General features: G+C 59.4%; 12 protein-coding genes. 2 read left to right on the forward strand and 10 right to left on the reverse strand.

Annotation, left to right across the window (positions count from 1 at the left end; genetic code table 11):
- Window positions 1-27 precede the first annotated feature (27 nt).
- Both pstA and pstC read right to left on the reverse strand, forming a co-directional pair.
- On the reverse strand, window positions 28-900 hold the full coding sequence (gene pstA, locus JK176_RS04165; protein ID WP_206034154.1) for a phosphate ABC transporter permease PstA: 873 nt from the start codon (window positions 898-900) through the stop codon (window positions 28-30).
- Entirely contained in the window at window positions 897-1,877 is a 981-nt protein-coding gene (pstC, locus tag JK176_RS04170; RefSeq protein WP_211586543.1) for a phosphate ABC transporter permease subunit PstC, read from the reverse strand. Before pstC ends, pstA begins: the two co-directional genes overlap by 4 nt.
- Window positions 1,878-2,242: 365 nt before the next feature.
- Here pstC and dps point away from each other — a divergent pair, with 365 nt between their 5' ends.
- The gene (gene dps / locus JK176_RS04175) at window positions 2,243-2,782 is read left to right on the forward strand and encodes a DNA starvation/stationary phase protection protein Dps (RefSeq protein WP_194261251.1); all 540 of its coding nucleotides are present in this window, start codon (window positions 2,243-2,245) and stop codon (window positions 2,780-2,782) included.
- A gap of 63 nt (window positions 2,783-2,845) precedes the next feature.
- Here the strand turns inward: dps and JK176_RS04180 are convergent, their stop codons facing one another.
- The 8 genes from JK176_RS04180 to JK176_RS04215 all read right to left on the reverse strand — a co-directional run bounded on the left by JK176_RS04180 (window position 2,846) and on the right by JK176_RS04215 (window position 15,303).
- Window positions 2,846-3,208 (reverse strand): hypothetical protein, encoded by a 363-nt coding sequence (locus JK176_RS04180; protein ID WP_211586544.1) that lies wholly within the window; start codon window positions 3,206-3,208, stop codon window positions 2,846-2,848.
- Window positions 3,195-4,442, reverse strand: a complete 1,248-nt coding sequence (locus JK176_RS04185) for a glycosyltransferase family 4 protein (RefSeq protein ID WP_211586545.1) — start codon at window positions 4,440-4,442, stop codon at window positions 3,195-3,197. Before JK176_RS04185 ends, JK176_RS04180 begins: the two co-directional genes overlap by 14 nt.
- 133 nt (window positions 4,443-4,575) lie before the next feature.
- The gene (locus JK176_RS04190; RefSeq protein WP_211586546.1) at window positions 4,576-5,577 is read right to left on the reverse strand and encodes a hypothetical protein; all 1,002 of its coding nucleotides are present in this window, start codon (window positions 5,575-5,577) and stop codon (window positions 4,576-4,578) included.
- A 183-nt stretch (window positions 5,578-5,760) separates the two neighbouring features.
- Complete coding sequence (locus JK176_RS04195) at window positions 5,761-8,724, reverse strand: glycosyltransferase (RefSeq protein ID WP_349291901.1); 2,964 nt, start codon at window positions 8,722-8,724, stop codon at window positions 5,761-5,763.
- Window positions 8,725-8,729: 5 nt separating this feature from the next.
- Entirely contained in the window at window positions 8,730-10,502 is a 1,773-nt protein-coding gene (locus tag JK176_RS04200; RefSeq protein ID WP_211586547.1) for a tetratricopeptide repeat protein, read from the reverse strand.
- Between the two features lie 94 nt (window positions 10,503-10,596).
- Entirely contained in the window at window positions 10,597-12,060 is a 1,464-nt protein-coding gene (locus JK176_RS04205; protein ID WP_194261246.1) for an HlyD family type I secretion periplasmic adaptor subunit, read from the reverse strand.
- Window positions 12,061-12,062: 2 nt separating this feature from the next.
- Entirely contained in the window at window positions 12,063-14,213 is a 2,151-nt protein-coding gene (locus JK176_RS04210) for a peptidase domain-containing ABC transporter (RefSeq protein ID WP_194261348.1), read from the reverse strand.
- 316 nt (window positions 14,214-14,529) lie between these two features.
- Entirely contained in the window at window positions 14,530-15,303 is a 774-nt protein-coding gene (locus tag JK176_RS04215; protein ID WP_211586548.1) for an SDR family oxidoreductase, read from the reverse strand.
- Between the two features lie 119 nt (window positions 15,304-15,422).
- On the opposite strand from JK176_RS04215, the gene JK176_RS04220 reads away from it, so the two are divergent.
- Window positions 15,423-16,340 carry a LysR family transcriptional regulator gene (locus JK176_RS04220; protein ID WP_211586549.1) on the forward strand — a complete coding sequence of 306 codons (918 nt, stop codon included), beginning with the start codon at window positions 15,423-15,425 and terminating at the stop codon, window positions 16,338-16,340.
- Window positions 16,341-16,414 lie beyond the last annotated feature (74 nt).

A 16,414-nucleotide genomic window follows, 5' to 3' on the forward strand; every position in this document is an offset into this window, starting at 1 on the left:
GTGTCATCCCCTGCGATGTTCCCGGGGTCATCCGCGTCGCGCCGAGACACGGACGGCAATATTGATGGCCAGCACACCCATCGTCACCAGAAGCGCACCGGCCCAGGCAAGCTGTACCCAGTCTTCATAGGACGCACCGGCATACTGGTAGATCGTCACCGGCAGGCTCGCCATCGGGCGGGTGAGGCTGAAAGACCAGTTCTGGTTACCCAGCGACGTAAACAGCAGCGGCGCCGTCTCACCGCTCACGCGGGCCAGCGCCAGAAGAATACCCGTCAGCACGCCCGTCTTGGCTGAGCGCAGGCACAGTGACAGCGTCACCCTCCAGCGCGTTGCTCCCAGAGCCGCACCCGCCTCGCGCATGGCGGTCGGGACGAGGCGCAGCATGTCCTCGGTCGTGCGAACAATGATCGGGACAGCCAGAATGGCTAGAGCAACGGAACCGGCCAGCGCGGAGAAATGTCCGAACGGCGCCACCATGACCTGATAGACGAACAGACCAACCAGAATGGACGGCACAGACATCAGCACGTCCGAGACGAACCTAACGCAGGATGCGAATTTGTTCGTATCCGTCCCGTATTCCGAGAGATAGATCCCGCACCCAAGCCCGAGCGGCGTCGCCATCAGCAGCGCCAGAAACGTCTGGATCAGACTGCCCACGATGGCATTCGCCAGACCGGAAGACGAGCCCGGCGGCCCCATCGGCTTCATGATCGCCGCAGCGGACAGTCCGGCAAGCCCGCGGGACAGCAGGGTCCACAAGATGGACGCCAGCACCAGCACAAGGATGCCTGCCATGACCATCCCGAAAGCGGTCGCCACATGATCGGCGCTCCGACGACGGGCCGCACGGGGGTTGGGCTTCCAGCCGTTTGTGGAGACGACGCTATCGCTCATTTCGTATTCCCCCGCAGCATCCGCGCCAGCGCTAGACTGGCGAATGACAGCAGCATCAGGATGAAGCCCAGCGCCAGAAGCGCCGAAAGCCGAAGAGATCCAGCCGGACTTTCCGGGAACTGAAGGGCGATCAGGGACGCGACCGTGCTGCGCGGGGCAAATAGCGACCAGCCGACAGCCGTCACGTTCCCGATTACGAAGGTTACAGCCATGGTCTCGCCCAGCGCGCGGCCCATGCCCAACACGATCGCACCGATCATGCCAGAGCGGGACCACGGCACCACTACCTTCCACATCACGTCCCAGCGCGTGGCCCCAAGGCCATACGCGCTTTCACGCAACATATTGGGCATGGCCGCGAAGACGTCACGCATCACGGCCGTCATGAACGGCGCAATCATGACAGCCAGAACCAGACCGGCCGTCATAAGACCCGTTCCGAACGGCGCACCATGAATGATGAATCTGATGCCCGGCACATGCTTGAAATGATGGGTCAGGAAAGGCTGGACCGTCCGCGCCATGAAGGGAACGATCGTAAAAAAGCCCCACATGCCAAAGATGATCGACGGCACGGCGGCCAGAAGCTGGACCGCAGTCCCCACGATGGCGGCAATCCGGGGCGGCGCCATCGCCGTTAGCCAGAATGCCGTGCCAAACGCCAGCGGCAGCGCAATCGCCACACCGATCAGCGTACTGACAATCGTTCCGAACAACGGCGCCCAGGCACCATAGAGATCCGCGACCGGATTCCAGACATCACTGAAGGCAAAGCCCAGACCAAACGTCCGAAACGCCTGGCTTCCCCCAATGCCCATGAGGACCACAAGGCCGCCCAGCACCACGAGAACCAGCAGCGCCGATACCGCCACCAGAAAATGGAAGGCGGTATCAGGACCGCTGCGGCGGCTTCCACTTTTGGAAGCACCGGCCGTGTCGCGGGCCTCTTCGGACGGCGTGGCTGTGGCAAGGGTCATGCGTGAGAAGCTCTGACTTGAAAAACGGGCATTATCCGGCGACCGAAGCCACCACATCAGTGCATTAGCCCTCCTGTCAGGGAAGAACAACCGGAACAGGAACGACACCGGATGAAAGATTTATGTCATCACCGCACCAGATGCCTGAAACAGGCCTTGGCAAACCTTAAGAAAAGCCGGGGAAGAGGGGCTGTTCCAAAACAGAAAACCATCAGATCAGAAATGGGAACACCTTCAACGGAACCTCCCTAAGGATAACACGTTTGGAACACTGACAGCCCCGCACAAAGCGGAGTGCCAAGATATCTCAGCGGCTTTGACGGCCCCCTGAAACGGGCCGCGGGCCAATGCTCAGGAGTATTCCCATGGTTTCCAGAACAGACCGTCACGTGACGCAGAACAACACTGCGGACAACACCAAAAATGTTTCCATCGAAACGCTGAACGCCCGCCTGTCGGACCTGATCGATCTGGCGCTGATCACCAAGCAGGCTCACTGGAACCTCAAGGGCCCGCAGTTCATCGGCGTTCATGAGATGCTTGATGGCTTCCGCACCAGCATTGACGGCTATTCCGACACAGTTGCAGAGCGTGCCGTACAGCTTGGTGGAACAGCGCTCGGGACCGTGCAGGACGTTTCCAAAAACAGTGCCTGCACGCCTTATCCGAACAACATCTATCGCGTTGCGGACCACCTCGCAGCGCTGATCGATCGCTATGCGACCGTGGCGAACAACGTGCGTGAGTCCATCAAGACGACGGACGAAGCAGGCGATGACGACACGGCCGATATCTTCACGGAAGTGTCCCGCGGCCTCGACAAGCATCTGTGGTTCCTTGAAGCCCATGTTCAGGAGCCGACAGGCCAGATGCGTGATGGCGACCACAAGGGCAGCCGCGGCTGATCCGAACGGTTTGGCCGAAGAATGAAGAACGCCCTGCAGGCTTCCTGCAGGGCGTTCTGACGTTCAGAAGCAGCGTTCGAGATGCTCCCGCGCAAAGACGAGTTTTTCGTCTTCATGACACGATTGCGCATCTGAACATGACGGGGCAATCAGAGTCGCAAGATATTCAAAGTCGCGGTTCTGCAACGGCTCCGGAATGGCGTCCGGTTCTTGCTGCACAATCCAACCCTTCGTTAACTCCCGCAGATTTCCCCATTCCCGTACGCCCTCCGGACATGGCGGAGGCACCATGCCTGCTTTTGTCGCCACGGCCAGGTCGTGAATATCCGGCTCCGTCAGCAGGGCAGGTTTAGACAAAGAGTCTTTTTTGCAAACCCAGCTCCGCAGAGCAGTTTTCAAAACTGAAATGACTTCATTGTCCATCATCCCCGGCTCCTTTCCTGTTTGTGATCCTGCTCACAAGGTCGTCATACCGACTCAGATAGTCATCCAGACAGAGCTCCGCTTCGGCATAACGCCGCGCCTCCTGCCCCAGTCGGCGTGCGGTTCGACGGTCCTCCAGAAGCTGGAGCGTGGCCTCGGCAATTGCCGATGAGTCCAGAAACGGCACCAGCCGGCCCGTAACATCATGCGTGATGAATTCCCTGACCGGTGCCGTGTCGCTTCCGATGATCGGGCATCCTGTCGCCATGGCTTCGCGCAGGGACCAGGACGCGACGAACGGATAGGTCAGATACAGATGGGCGTCCGACCGCCGCAGCAAAGCCCGAAAATCATCGTACTCGACCTTGCCGACAAAATGGACGCGATCAAGATCCAGCTTGCCTTCCAGTTCGCGCAGCATGAACTCGCGCCAGCTTCCGCCGCCAGGAGGAAGCGTGCCGTAGCTGACCCTGTCTCCACCCACGAGAATGATCTGCACGTCTTTGCGTTCGGCCAGAATGCGGGGCAGCGCGCGCATGACGACGTGAAAACCGCGATAAGGCTCAAGATCGCGGGCGACATAGGTGACGAGCGCGTCTTTCGGCGTGATCCGCACCCCGTTGATGACAAGATTGCGCCGTCTGGCCTGCGGCTCGGGAGAGCAGAGGTCCAGATTGACGCCTTCCCGCAGCAGAGAAATCTTTTCCTGCGCCCATCCGGGATAGGTGCCGCGCTGGAATTGCGTCGGACTTTGACCATATCCGTTTTTCAGGCAGAGGGCCTGCAGATTGATTGAATTCTTGACCCGAACCGCGGCCGCCAGTTCCGGCGACGGCGGGAATTCGGGATCGAACCCCACGTCATTCTGATCCGCGTGGTAGAAAAACTCGAAATAGCCGAGGATCGGGCAGTCAGGAAAAACATCCCCCAGATTGAGCAGTTCGCCCCAGCCGTGATGTCCGACGATGATATCCGGCTCATAGCCCAGCCCCTTGAGCGTACGCGCCGCGGTTGCGACGGCTTCGGCACGGAGCAGGCCATATTCGAACTCCCTCAGATGAGGGTGCGTCTCCATCGAAGGCAGACGCGGCACGCGGTAGATGGCGCGTCGGACGCCAGGAATATGATTGTTGTTCGCCTCCGAAATGAAGACGATCTCATGATCCTGCGCGAGAAGATGCCGGACAAAATGCAGGAACTGTCCCGGGAAATTCTGATGGACGAAGAGATAGCGCACGACGTCTCCGGAGCGACTGAAAGCCTCCGTGAAGTCCTGTTCGCGCACGGAGAAGACAGCAGATGGCGGCAGTTTTCAAAAAATCCGGGAAAGAAAATCTTCTTCCCCGGTCACTGTGTCAGACCTGAACGGATCAGGAGGCCTTGACTGATTTGCGCTTTCTGGGCGTGGCAGGCTTGGCCGGAGCATCAGCCGCTTTTGTAGCGCGGGACTTGGGCGCAGCCTTGGTGGGGGCCGTCGGTGCTGGTGCCTCTTCTCCTGCGGGCACGATCTCCAGCAGAAAGGCTTCCAGAGGGGCGAGGCTTTCAGCTTCCAGCGCTTCGGTTCCATCCACGGGGCCAAGACGCGTCCCGTCGATGAAAGATGCGGTAAGACGGATCTTGGACGTCTTTGCAGACTCGCCCTTCAGACGGACGCGCAGTCCAAGGATCGGCAGAGCCATGCCGCGCGATCCACAATACTGACCACCTTCAGCCCAGGGAGACAGCCAGCCTTTGCCCAGAACGGCCTGATATTCGATGTCCGACGCAGGAACGCCCGTCTCGGGAGCAATGCTGAAACCTTCGATCCAGCCCTGACTGCCCGGAACGCCCATCCAGTGTCCGATACCGCTCGTTACGTCACCACGACGCTGGATATGCGCGGAAATGTCTTTCGAAACGGCGGCTTCGACAGGAACGGCCACAGGCTCGGCCGCGGCTTCCGGCGCCTTCGGAACTGGGGACACAGGCGCAGAAGACACAGGCGCAGCTTCCGAGACAGCCGACTGCGCCGGGGATGCGGTGATAGGGCCAGCCAATTGTGCAACCTGCAAGCGTGGGGCGGCGTGTGTGCTGCCCGGTTCCTGATAGGTTGTCACAAGAACGGCGGCCGGACCACGCATGACCCGAACGAGCGCCGCGCCGTTCGAACCGCCGATCCAGCCGTCCTCTTCAAAGGTGCTGACGGTCACGATCCCCGGGGGGGTTCCCGGCGCGCGAGAAATTCTGACGCCCGGCAGTCCGGCGGGGCCGGCAGGAGCCTGACCGGCTGCATGGAAAATGCAGAAAATCCCTGCATCCAGCACCATCATATGTGCACCGGCCTTAAGGTCGATGACCCGGTTCTGTCGTGATGCTTCGGCGGCGTTAGACATTCCCTACTCCCAATTGCGTCCGTTCTTGCGGGCAATAATACTGGCATGTTCCATGAACTGTCACGAATGGTCGTCACAGTTATGAGCGGTATCCCGACGATGTGTTACAACAGTCTTCGACAAATACCGGTTCCTGTTCAAACAACATAATGGACTGTTTCGTTAGAAAAGGTAAACCACCCCTCACCGCGCATCTCCCCAGCGTCTGAGCAGCAGCATGGCAAGCTGAAATGGCGGCATTCCAAGCGGTACGGCCAACCCGGTTCCGCTGCGATTGACGCGCTCTCCCTGTGCGCCCAGATCGAAGCAGACAGCCTCCAGACCGCTGCGCCAGATCTGTCCCAGGGCGTAGCACCAGGTCTCGGGCGCAATGGAAGGAATCAGCCCGACATCCGGCTGCTGCTGGCAGATGAGAGCCTGCACCTCGTCTTCGCGATATTCCCCCGTCACCCGCACCCCGAGCGCCATCAGGGTATCGTCGTCATGTGTGTGCCCGACCAGTGAGAGTTCAATTGGCAGGCGATGTATCTGGATTTCCGCCGCAAGTGCGAGCAGTGCGTCATATCCCTTCCACTGGCTGATTCCGCCCACCACACACACACGGAGCGGCTGTGCACTGACAGAGTGACGGCCTGTCCGAATGAATTTACGGAGCGCGGTGTCATCTTCCAGCGCAACAGCCTCAATCGTCAGGCCGGGGAAATGCCGCCGGATCCGCCGCACGGTGTCCTCACACGGCGCCATGAGCCGACGGGCGCTGGACAATTCCCGCCCTGAACGGGCCACGAGATCGGAGACTGAAATGTCTTCCCCAAGATAACCGCCCCAGCGTGTCACACACTGTTCACATCCGGCGATGTCAGGTTCACCGCAATAACGGCCTTCTCCATCGCAAAGCGAAATACGCGGGCAGAACCAGACGTGATCGTGAATGAACACGTCATACGGCACGCCCAGCCGCTCATGCAGCGTTCTGATACAGGGCGCATGACCGATCAGATGATGCCATTCAACGGATTCAACATGCACGTCCCGGAGCACGTCCAGCAAAAGCGGCAGTTCGTCGGGAAGGCGAAATTTCAGGTTGGGGAAGCGCTTGCTGTCCAGAGCATCTTCCACACAACAGCCCTGTTCATGGGGACGCAATGCCAGCGCAAATCCACCCTCGGCTTCAAACGCTTCCGAGCGCTCACGCACCACGCGCCCCACGCCGCCTCCGGCGTCATGCTGCACCATCAACATCGTAGCCCTGTCCCGAGCCACACGGATCAGACGGGCAATATCCAGCCTGCGTCGCGTGTCGTGCAGCGGATCGGCCTCAATGAAGCGCTGCACCAGCCGGTCATAGCCGGGATGCAGAGCATTGAGAATCTTCAGGTTGCGAGCGCCAAGAGACTTCCGTGCCGTTCCGAACGACGCCGACCCGACATGCGCGACAAACAGTTCAGGCGCGACGACATGCCGGAACCCCTTCGCAGACGCCCGAAGGCAGAAATCGTTTTCCTCGCCATAGCCCTGCGCGAACAGATCTTCCCGGAACAGGCCGATCTCGGCCAGACACTCCGCAGAAATCGCCATGCAGAACCCGTGAGCCGTCGGCAGATCCGGCACGTTGCGGGATGGCGCATCATCGTACCTGAACGTCGCCTGACACAGCCGGTCCAGAGCCCGCATCTCCACAAGCGAAGGGACCGGATTGGGACGGTCCACGGCGGGATAGGACAGGATTGTCGCATCATTGGAGAAGGGGGTCACTGTCCCGACATCCTTCAAGGCCAGCCTCGCCCGCAATCGCTCGACCCAGCCTGCGGGAACGAGCGTATCGCTGTTGAGCAGAAGAATATCCCGCCCCTCAGCCGCCCTCATGCCGTCATTGGCGGATATCGGAAAACCGCAGTTCCGGGAGTGACGGATCAGAGTAATCCGCCCCTGCTCTGCCAGTTGGTCGAGCTCTCGCGCCAGAAGGGGTTCTGGAGTAGCGTCATCTACGACAATCACCGGGACATCAACCGGACACGTCGACAGCACGCTGCGCAGACAATCCATCGTTCGGCGCAGATCCGCATAAACCGGGATCACGACCGCACAGCCGGGGCTGGCACGGGGCCGATGTGGGCGCATCTTCCACGCTCTGACCTTTGTGGGACGTAACCCGATGGGGAGAGTGTCAGTAAGTCCTGAAACCAGTTGCCCCACGCGCGGATCGACGGGGGCACCCGTCAGAAGACGTCCGTTCTCGTCACGCAGTTCCAGAAGATCCATATCCTTTTCGGGGAGGCGGCTGGCCGGAACATGAAAGACCCTCGTGCGCGCCAGAGGAATATCGCTGTCCACGTCCTCCGAAAACACCTTAGCCCAGACAGTGGTGCCATCCCAAAGCAGGATACGAGGACTGTATTCGGGTTCAGCGGGCGTCCAGATCCAGCCTCTCAGTCCGTCAGTGGCAGCTTCAACAAAGGCTTCACACCGCGTCAGGGCGGCAATATCCAACGGACTGCCCAGAACCTGCCGACGTCCCACCCTGATTTCCAAAGAACGGGCCGAGCGCCAGCCTTCCGGCAGGTCGTATGTGCCGCTGCCCGCGCCCTGAAGATGCTCCTGCCCATCCAGAAACAGCCTGAATGGTCGGGAAGTCTCGACAAAGACGGAGCCTGTATTGGATGCCGTCATCCAACCCGGACGCCCTGCCGCAGACGCGATCTGTCCTGCCAGCGGATATGTCTGCGGTGTAGCGTGAAAGCGCGAGAGGGCCGCCTGCATCCTGCGTGCGGCGTCCTCCATCCGCTGAAGTCGTACGAGACAGATGACTTCCAGAAATGCCGCTTCCCGCAGATCGAAATCCTGTCGCAATTTCTCCATTCGCATGAGGCAATCAAAGACGCGCCCCGCAGACAGGCAGGCCAGACCGACAGACCATTTCAGATTGGGATTATGCCGGGACATTCTCTCGGCGCGCTCAAGCCAGAACAGGCCGAGGGATGTATTGCCGACCTGAAGTGCCGCCTGCCCCCGGGCGAAAGCATCCTGTGCCCGGCGGCTCATGGCCTCCCGCCACCGGTGCCGGTCTTCTGCACTGACAATCCGGCCAAAACCCGCGAAGGATGCGTCCGGTTTGCGTCCGCTGGACGCGGGAGGATCAGAAGACACGCAGATCAGTCATCGTCGTCAGGCTGCGCTTCGTCCAGAAGGGCCAGTTCCGCTTCGGCATCCTTGATGTTCTGCGCTTTCGCCCGTTCCAGCCAGATGCGTCCCTCTACCGGGTCCGTCACGCCTGCCAGCCCACGGCAGAGATAACGACCCAGCATCATCTGGGCCAGACCGTTGCCGCGCTGGGCGGCCTTACGGAACCATATCTGTGCCTGAGGCCGGTTCTCGGGAACATCATGACCGCCGCCGTAAAGCGCAGCCAGCGAGAACATGGCATCCACATTGCCGCTTTCCGCCGCCCTGCGATACAGTGTCAGGGCTTTTTCATGGTCCCGGCGTCCATTGATGTTTCCGTCAACCAGCAGCCCGGCAACCATAACCTGAGCTTCGGCCATGCCGGCATCCGCCGCTTTTTCCATCCAGTACAAGGCCTGTGTCGGATCCGGCTGAACGTCACGACCTTCCAACAGCATCCTGCCATACCAATACTGGGCATTGACCACACCATCCGCGGCCTTCTGCATCCAGCGCGCAGCCTCACGGCCATTCTGCTCACCAGTAACACCTTCGGCGTAGCAGACGCCGAGATTGTAAGCTCCGATCAGATCACCTTTTTCCGCTGCTTTCTCAAACCGGGTATGCAGAGCCTGCTTCTCGTCAGGGGTCGCGGAAGCGCCTGCAAGGATCAGGTTTCCAAAATCGGCATCGGCGTGCGCATCGCCTGACTCGGATGCAATTTTGAACCAGTGCGCTGCGACATCCGGGTCCTGATGCACCCCGTTCCCTGTCAGATACAGCAGCCCCAGAGCCCGCGCCGCGCCCGCATGTTTCTGTTCGGCTGCCAGACGATACCACTTGGCCGCTTCAACAAGATTGGGCGGCAGATCGCCCCCGTTGGCACACAAATCGCCAAGGAGGGCCGCAGATTGCGTATCACCATTCGTCGCAGCGCGCTTCAGCCAGGTTTCCGCACGCCCGTAATGTCGGCGGATCCCGGTCCCTTCCAGAAGCATCAAACCGTAGCGGGCTTGCGCGGTGACGATATTGCGCTCGGCCGCTTCATGGAAATATGTTGCGGCCTTGCCAAGATCGCGCGGCACACCCGAACCCGACTCATACATCCGGCCAAGAATGTCGAACGCTGTTCCAAGACCGCCTTTCGTCGCTTCCGTCAGATGTTGGGCAGCAGAGGCAAGCGCCTCACCTGTCCGCGCATCATCAAGAATGGCAAGCGCTACCCCCAGATGACCCTGCGAACATCCGGCGGCGGCAGAACGGTCATACCAGGAACGGGCCTGTGAAAGATCGCGCAGATCGTCTGGCCCGTTCGTCAGGATATAGCCCAGCAACGCCTGTGCGTCGGGCGATCCGGCCTCGGCAGCGATCCGGGCCCAGTGAAGGCCGAGGTGAAAATCCGGGCGTCTGGGGCCTGCTGAGGGAACGTGAGAGAGATCAAGCCCTGCCTGCGCAGGCCGGATTTCAAATCCTTCCGGCAGCCCGACCGTATAGAGCGTTGCCAGAACGAAAGCTGCTTCGATATGCCCCGCCTGTGCCGCCTGATAGATCCAGCGTGCCCCTTCTTCCAGGCTGGGAGGCACCCCAATCCCATCCAGATAGGCCCGCCCGACACGGAATGATGCTTCCGCATCGCCTGCCGCGGCGAGGCGGCTGAGAAGAGCAAATCCCTGAACAGCCTTGCCGGTTTCCGTCAGACGGATGGCATGATCCAGCTTCCCTTTCGAAGAAAACAGGGCAGCAAGGCGAGATTTGAACGACATGGGCAGCGCGGATCCTGAATGACTGTCGTGCTGGAACGCCCGGACTTTAGCAGGCGTTCCCCTTGAGCGTTTTTAGGAACGCTCCATGTCTTTGTTATGGCTCCCTCATGCCATTGGTGAGCGCGGGCGTAATCTTGTTGAACAGATACTGCAGCACAGTCCGTTTTCCGACATCGATATCGGCAGTCAGGGACATACCCGGCATCGGATGGAAGAACGAAGGCTGACCGTGCAGCGTGTAACGATCAATCCGCAGACGCACGCGATAGATACCCGACGCAGTGGAATCTTCGGAAGACTGGCTTGCATTACCACCAGCGCCATTGCCCCCCTGCGATGAAGGCGTGAAGGCATCGGCACTGATGATACGAACCGTCGCTTCCGCACCACCATACTGGTCATAGGGGAATGTCGCGAATTTCAGGAGCGCATGGTCTCCGACCTGAACGAAACCCACGTCCTGCGACCGCATTACGGCTTCCATCTCCAGCCCATATCCCGTGGGAACGAGGGTGATGAACTGACCCGCTGACTGCAGCACAGAACCAACCGAGCCCTGCCCGATGGTCAGGACGATACCGTCTTCCGGCGCCCGCAGGAGAACGAGATCCTGACGCAGACGGGCTTTTTCAAACGAGCTGCGATACTCCGCCAGATGGTGACCGGCTTCCGTCAGTTCCGAATAGATCTTGGCCTGCCAGTTACCGATATAGCCTTCACGTTCGGCCTTCATGGCGGCCAGCTTTTTTTCGGCCGAGTTGGCGCTCTGCTGGGCAGCGATTTCCGAACGCTCGGCTTCCATCAGATCGGTCTGGGCCCCGAGGGTCGACAGGCGGGAACCAACCTGATCAGCCTGTTCGCGCTGACGCATCTGCAGGACTTCGGACGCAACGCGCATCTTGCTGCCATACATGGCCGCATTGGCGCGATAACCCTGAATATCACTTTCAAGACCTGCGATCTGCTGATCGTAATTGTCGACATGGCCCTGATATTCCGCCTTACGACGCAGGAAAGCAGCACCCTGCTCCACGGATGCCGGATCGTTCAAATTGACTTTGTACTCCTGCCCGGCAGCTTCCGCTTTCAGACGGTCATATTCAGCCTGATAGGCATCGCGCTGCACCCGCATGTTCGTGATATCGGCTTCGGTCACGGTCGGATCGAGATGAGCAAGCACCTGACCCTTCTTCACGAAATCGCCAACCCTGACGTCAATCGAGCGGATGATCGCCGTCTCAAGTGGCTGCACGACGATGGTTGGCTGTGTGGAAATCAGGCGACCGGGCGTTGAGACAACACGGTTGATCGGAAAGAACGCCATGGCGGCCAGGGACGCCATAAACAGCCCCCCGATCAGCAGGATGATGTAACGCGCCGAGGGTGTGGCCGGAAGATTGACCAGCCCTGCCGTTGGCGAATGGAATTCCAACAGCGCCAGCGGAGTATCATCAGGCGCGAAGGGGTCCGTGGCAGAGCGCGGAATGTGCTGGTTGAAGTCTTCGTCGGACTGTCGGGGGCCCCGGTCATCCTTCGGAATCATGTCGGAAGAGCTCATGATTACTCTCCTTCAGTCAGTTGCCCGGCAGAGCCAGGAACGTCGTTATCTGTCATGTGCCGGTTCTGCTGGAGCCAGAGCATCCGGTAGATCTCGCAGCGTTCGAGCAGAACCCGGTGCGGTGCGATATCGATCAGCTTGCCCTTGTCCATCACGGCGATCTGATGACAGTTCACAAGCGAGGACAGACGATGGGAGACAATCACCATCGTTCGACCCTTGCCGATCCGCTGCAGGTTGGCGTTCACGAGCGCTTCGGATTCCGGATCCAGAGCCGAAGTCGCCTCGTCAAGGATCATGAGCTTCGGATCGCTGATGACCGCACGGGCGATTGCGAGCCGCTGCCGTTGTCCGCCCGAGATGTTGGTCGAACCTTCTTCAATCCATGTATCGTAACCGGCAGGCATGCGCTCAATGAACTCTTCGGCCCCCGCAAGACGTGCAGCCCGGATGGCGTCATCGATCGTCAGCCCCGGGCGCCCCGCCGTAATATTGTCGCGGATTGTGCCCCGAAACAGGAAGTTGTCCTGAAGCACCACACCGAACGAACGGCGCAGATGCGTCAGGTTGATTTCCCGCAGATCCACACCGTCAAGACGCAGATAGCCAGTATAGTTGCGGCTCACACCCTGCAGGAGGCGGGTAATCGTCGACTTGCCAGACCCTGAACGTCCCACAAGGCCGAGCATCGTGCCCGCCGGGATATCGAACGTCACATCATTCAGGGCTTTGCTGGTCGATCCCGGATATGTGAAATCAACATTCATGAAAGATAGAGCCCCTTTAATAACGGGGCGCATGCCGGTTGTCAGGGCCTTGGTTTCCGTTGGCTGGTTCAGCACCAGACCGGCCTCGCCAAGGGAAACACTAACTTCGTTGAAGGCTTCCATCAGCCTGGCGAGATTGACCAGAGGACTGGCGACACGGCCACCCAGCATCATAAAGCCCATCAGCGCACCCGCCTGAATCGAACTTGCGTTCGTCAAAATCAGGTAGGCGCCGATCAAAATAATGCCGCGATTGATGAAGATTTCGAACGGCATGGCAAGGGTCTGCGGCCAACTAGCCATGCGTCCGGCAGCCAGTTTCCAGCGCACCACTTCGGCTGTCCGCTCATCCCATATTTCACGCCGCGTGGCTTCCAGAGCAAGCGTTTTGACCGTCCGGATACCAGCGACCGTCTCGTAGAGGACGGAGCCACGCTTCATGTCCGCAACAACCTGTCGGCCCATGACACGCGTCACAGGGGGCAGGAAAATCACCACGATAAGGCCGATGCAACCGGCGGCAGCCAGCGTCATCCAGGCCAGCGTAGAGCTGATCACGAACAGCACGGGAAGAATTACGACAAGCGTGAAAAGATCCAGCAGGGTTGTCATCAGCTGGCCGGTCAGAAAATCCCTGACCTTGAAGACGGACATGAACCGCCCCAGAATCTCACCCGTCTGCTCGCGTTCGTAGAATTCGAGCGGAAGAGCAAGCAATCTGTTGAAGGCATGCAGCGAAATTCTGGCGTCCAGACGCGTAGACAGGATCAGGGACAGTTCGCGCCGGGCATAAGTCAGCAGGATTTCGTAAAACGAAAGAATGATAACAAAGCCACTCAGCGAGATGAGGGTCGCCATGGAATGGTAGTTCACCACCCGGTCAATAACCTGCATCACAATCAATGGTGGAAAAATCTGAAGAATACTCAGCACCATCGACCCGAAGGCGATGTCTCGCATGATCTTCTTTTCGCGCAACACCATCTTGACGAACCACAGCAGGTCGAACTTGGCGTCAGCCTCGGACTCATCACGACGGCGTTTGACCAGCAGGACATCACCAGTCCAGACCTGCATGAGCCGCAGTTCATCGACCGGAACCGGCGCGTCTCCATCGCCACCCATCGGGTCACGCAGCCAGACCACGCCTTTTTCAGCATCGGCGCGGACCATAAGCCCAGCCGATCCATCCTTGAACATCAGAACAACAGGCGGGGCATTGCGGATTTTGACCAGATAACGCCAGCGAAGACGCATACCTTTGGCGACAGCGCCCTGGTCCGTCAGCCATCTTGCCAAAGTGGCAGGGGACGGTGAATCCTCCCCCGGCTCGGCCGCAAAATCGCGGATATCCAGTTCCAGACCGTGATAACGGGCTGCGGCCAGCACGGCATAAAGCCGAATGACGGTCGGACTGACTCTTCCGCCCGGGCCTGACAAGCTCTGGGTATGCTCCACGAAATGTCCTCTATGCTGTTGTCGCGCCAAAGGCGGACCAAAGGGCGGCACCAAAGGCAGGAACGCCAGTTCGTCTTCTCATGAATAGAGAAGACTCTCTTTTCCGTCACCACCCCTACAGGCCGGAACGGAAAAATACCTGATGCCAGCATAGTCCAGAAGGATCAAAAACTCATTAACAGCTTCAGGAACAGTTCCGGCATTGCATGCGTATTTTTCGTACGCCTGCAATGCTGGGAACCCATTACTTCGTCGTATAGCCACCATTGACCAGAATGGTTTGTCCGGTCATCCACCAGCCATCCGACACCAAACAGCGAACGATCGGGACGATGTCTTCGATATCGGTCAGGCCGGTCCGGCTTAAAGACGACAGCGCGGCTGCGGTTTTGTGATAGGCCACCGCCTCAGGCGCTTCCTGACCATAAAAGAACGGCGTATCCATCGGGCCCGGTCCAATGGCGTTGACGGAAATACCGCGGCTTCCGAACTCCTTCGACGCCGCGCGCGTCACATGTTCGACGGCAGCCTTGGACCCGGCATAGGTTGAATAAAACGGTGTGTAGGCACCCAGCAGGGACGTGACGATCGTGAGCAGCTTGCCGTTGTCGTTCAGATGACGTCCGGCTTCCTTGATAAAGAAATAAGCCGCCTTTGCATTGACCGCGAACATCTCGTCATACTCGTCCTCGGATGTCTCGAGAATGGGCTTCTTGAGAACTTTTCCGGCCGTGTTAATGGCAATATCCGGCTTTCCGAAAGCCGCGACAACCGCTTCGAACAGTCGGGAATTCGCTCCGGCAGTCGTCAGATCGCCCTGAAACGCCTGTGCCTGAACACCGAGCTTCGTAAGCGCCGCCACTGTTGCGTCCGCCTCAGCTTTCGTGGCGGCGCTGTTGTAATGAATGGCGATGGCAGCCGCGCCCTGAGCGGCGAGATCCAGAGCGATCAGCCTACCGAGATTTTTGGCGCCTCCCGTAATGAGAGCGGTTTTTCCCTTGATGCTGTGATCGGCCATGAGAGGATGTCCTCGCAATGATGGATGATGACAGGGACTATGATTTGTCGATAAATCCGGAAAAAGTCTGAAATTCTGACATCATCCGTCAGATTTTCCGAACAAACACGGAAGACATCATGGACCGGATCGACCTGCTTCGTATTTTCATCCGGGTTGCGGAAAGCGGCAGTTTTACGCATGCGGCCGATACGCTTCAGATGCCCCGCTCCACGGTTTCGACCGCCATTCAGGAACTGGAAAACCGGCTCGGCACGCAGTTGCTGGCGCGGACGACGCGTTCCGTACGGCTCACCGATGACGGACAGAGGTTTCAGCAGACAGCCCTGCGGCTTCTGGGGGATTTCGAGGAAGCCGAGAGCCAGTTCCGGCTGCACAGTTCGGAAACGCGCGGTCATGTGCGGGTCAACCTGCCCAGCCGGATCGGGCGACTGGTGGTGGCTCCCGCCCTGCCCGCGTTTCTGGAACAGTATCCAGGGCTCGATATCGAGCTCGGCATGACGGATCGCAGCATCAATCTGGCCGAAGATGGAACAGACTGTGTGCTCCGGGTCGGCCCCTTGCAGGATTCCAGTCTGATCGGGCGCAGGCTCGGCCTCTTGCCCGTCTTCAATGTCGCAAGCCCGTCCTATCTGGACCGTTTCGGCACTCCCCTAAAGCCTGATGACCTGTCAGCCCATCAGGCCGTTCTCTATGCCTCCCCCTCCACCGGGCGGATCGAGGCATGGGAATGGGAGCAGGACGGCCGGGAAGAAAGCCGCGCGGTTCAGGGGCGTGTGACGGTGAACAGTGCGGAAGGATTGGTCGCCTGCTGTCTGGCCGGGCTCGGCCTCGCGCAACTGCCAGCTTATGACGTCCTGCCCCATCTCCGTTCTGGAGAACTGGTGGATGTCCTGCCGCAATGGCGGGCCGCGGCCTTGCCGATGACACTGCTCTTCCCACACAGAAAGCATCTCTCCCGCAGGCTCGAAGTCTTTACGGAGTGGCTGACGGGGCTTCTGGAACAACACTGCTTTCCCCATGAACTCCGGGACTGAACAAAGAAGAGAGGTCTTTCCTTTTGGTCTTTAGTGAGCCATCTAAAGACAGACTTTTCCAGTCCTGATTGGAT

The sequence above is a fragment of the Gluconobacter sp. Dm-73 genome (assembly GCF_018256215.1).
In the GTDB taxonomy this organism is placed as follows: Bacteria; Pseudomonadota; Alphaproteobacteria; order Acetobacterales; family Acetobacteraceae; genus Gluconobacter; species Gluconobacter cadivus.

What these genes read in the sequence shown, in the direction of transcription:
- JK176_RS04205 (WP_194261246.1), bottom strand. Translation starts at nt 12,060, where the DNA reads ATGAGCTCTTCCGACATGATTCCGAAGGATGACCGGGGCCCCCGACAG.
- dps (WP_194261251.1), top strand. Translation starts at nt 2,243, where the DNA reads ATGGTTTCCAGAACAGACCGTCACGTGACGCAGAACAACACTGCGGAC.
- JK176_RS04180 (WP_211586544.1), bottom strand. Translation starts at nt 3,208, where the DNA reads ATGATGGACAATGAAGTCATTTCAGTTTTGAAAACTGCTCTGCGGAGC.
- JK176_RS04220 (WP_211586549.1), top strand. Translation starts at nt 15,423, where the DNA reads ATGGACCGGATCGACCTGCTTCGTATTTTCATCCGGGTTGCGGAAAGC.
- JK176_RS04200 (WP_211586547.1), bottom strand. Translation starts at nt 10,502, where the DNA reads ATGTCGTTCAAATCTCGCCTTGCTGCCCTGTTTTCTTCGAAAGGGAAG.
- JK176_RS04190 (WP_211586546.1), bottom strand. Translation starts at nt 5,577, where the DNA reads ATGTCTAACGCCGCCGAAGCATCACGACAGAACCGGGTCATCGACCTT.
- JK176_RS04215 (WP_211586548.1), bottom strand. Translation starts at nt 15,303, where the DNA reads ATGGCCGATCACAGCATCAAGGGAAAAACCGCTCTCATTACGGGAGGC.
- pstA (WP_206034154.1), bottom strand. Translation starts at nt 900, where the DNA reads ATGAGCGATAGCGTCGTCTCCACAAACGGCTGGAAGCCCAACCCCCGT.
- pstC (WP_211586543.1), bottom strand. Translation starts at nt 1,877, where the DNA reads ATGACCCTTGCCACAGCCACGCCGTCCGAAGAGGCCCGCGACACGGCC.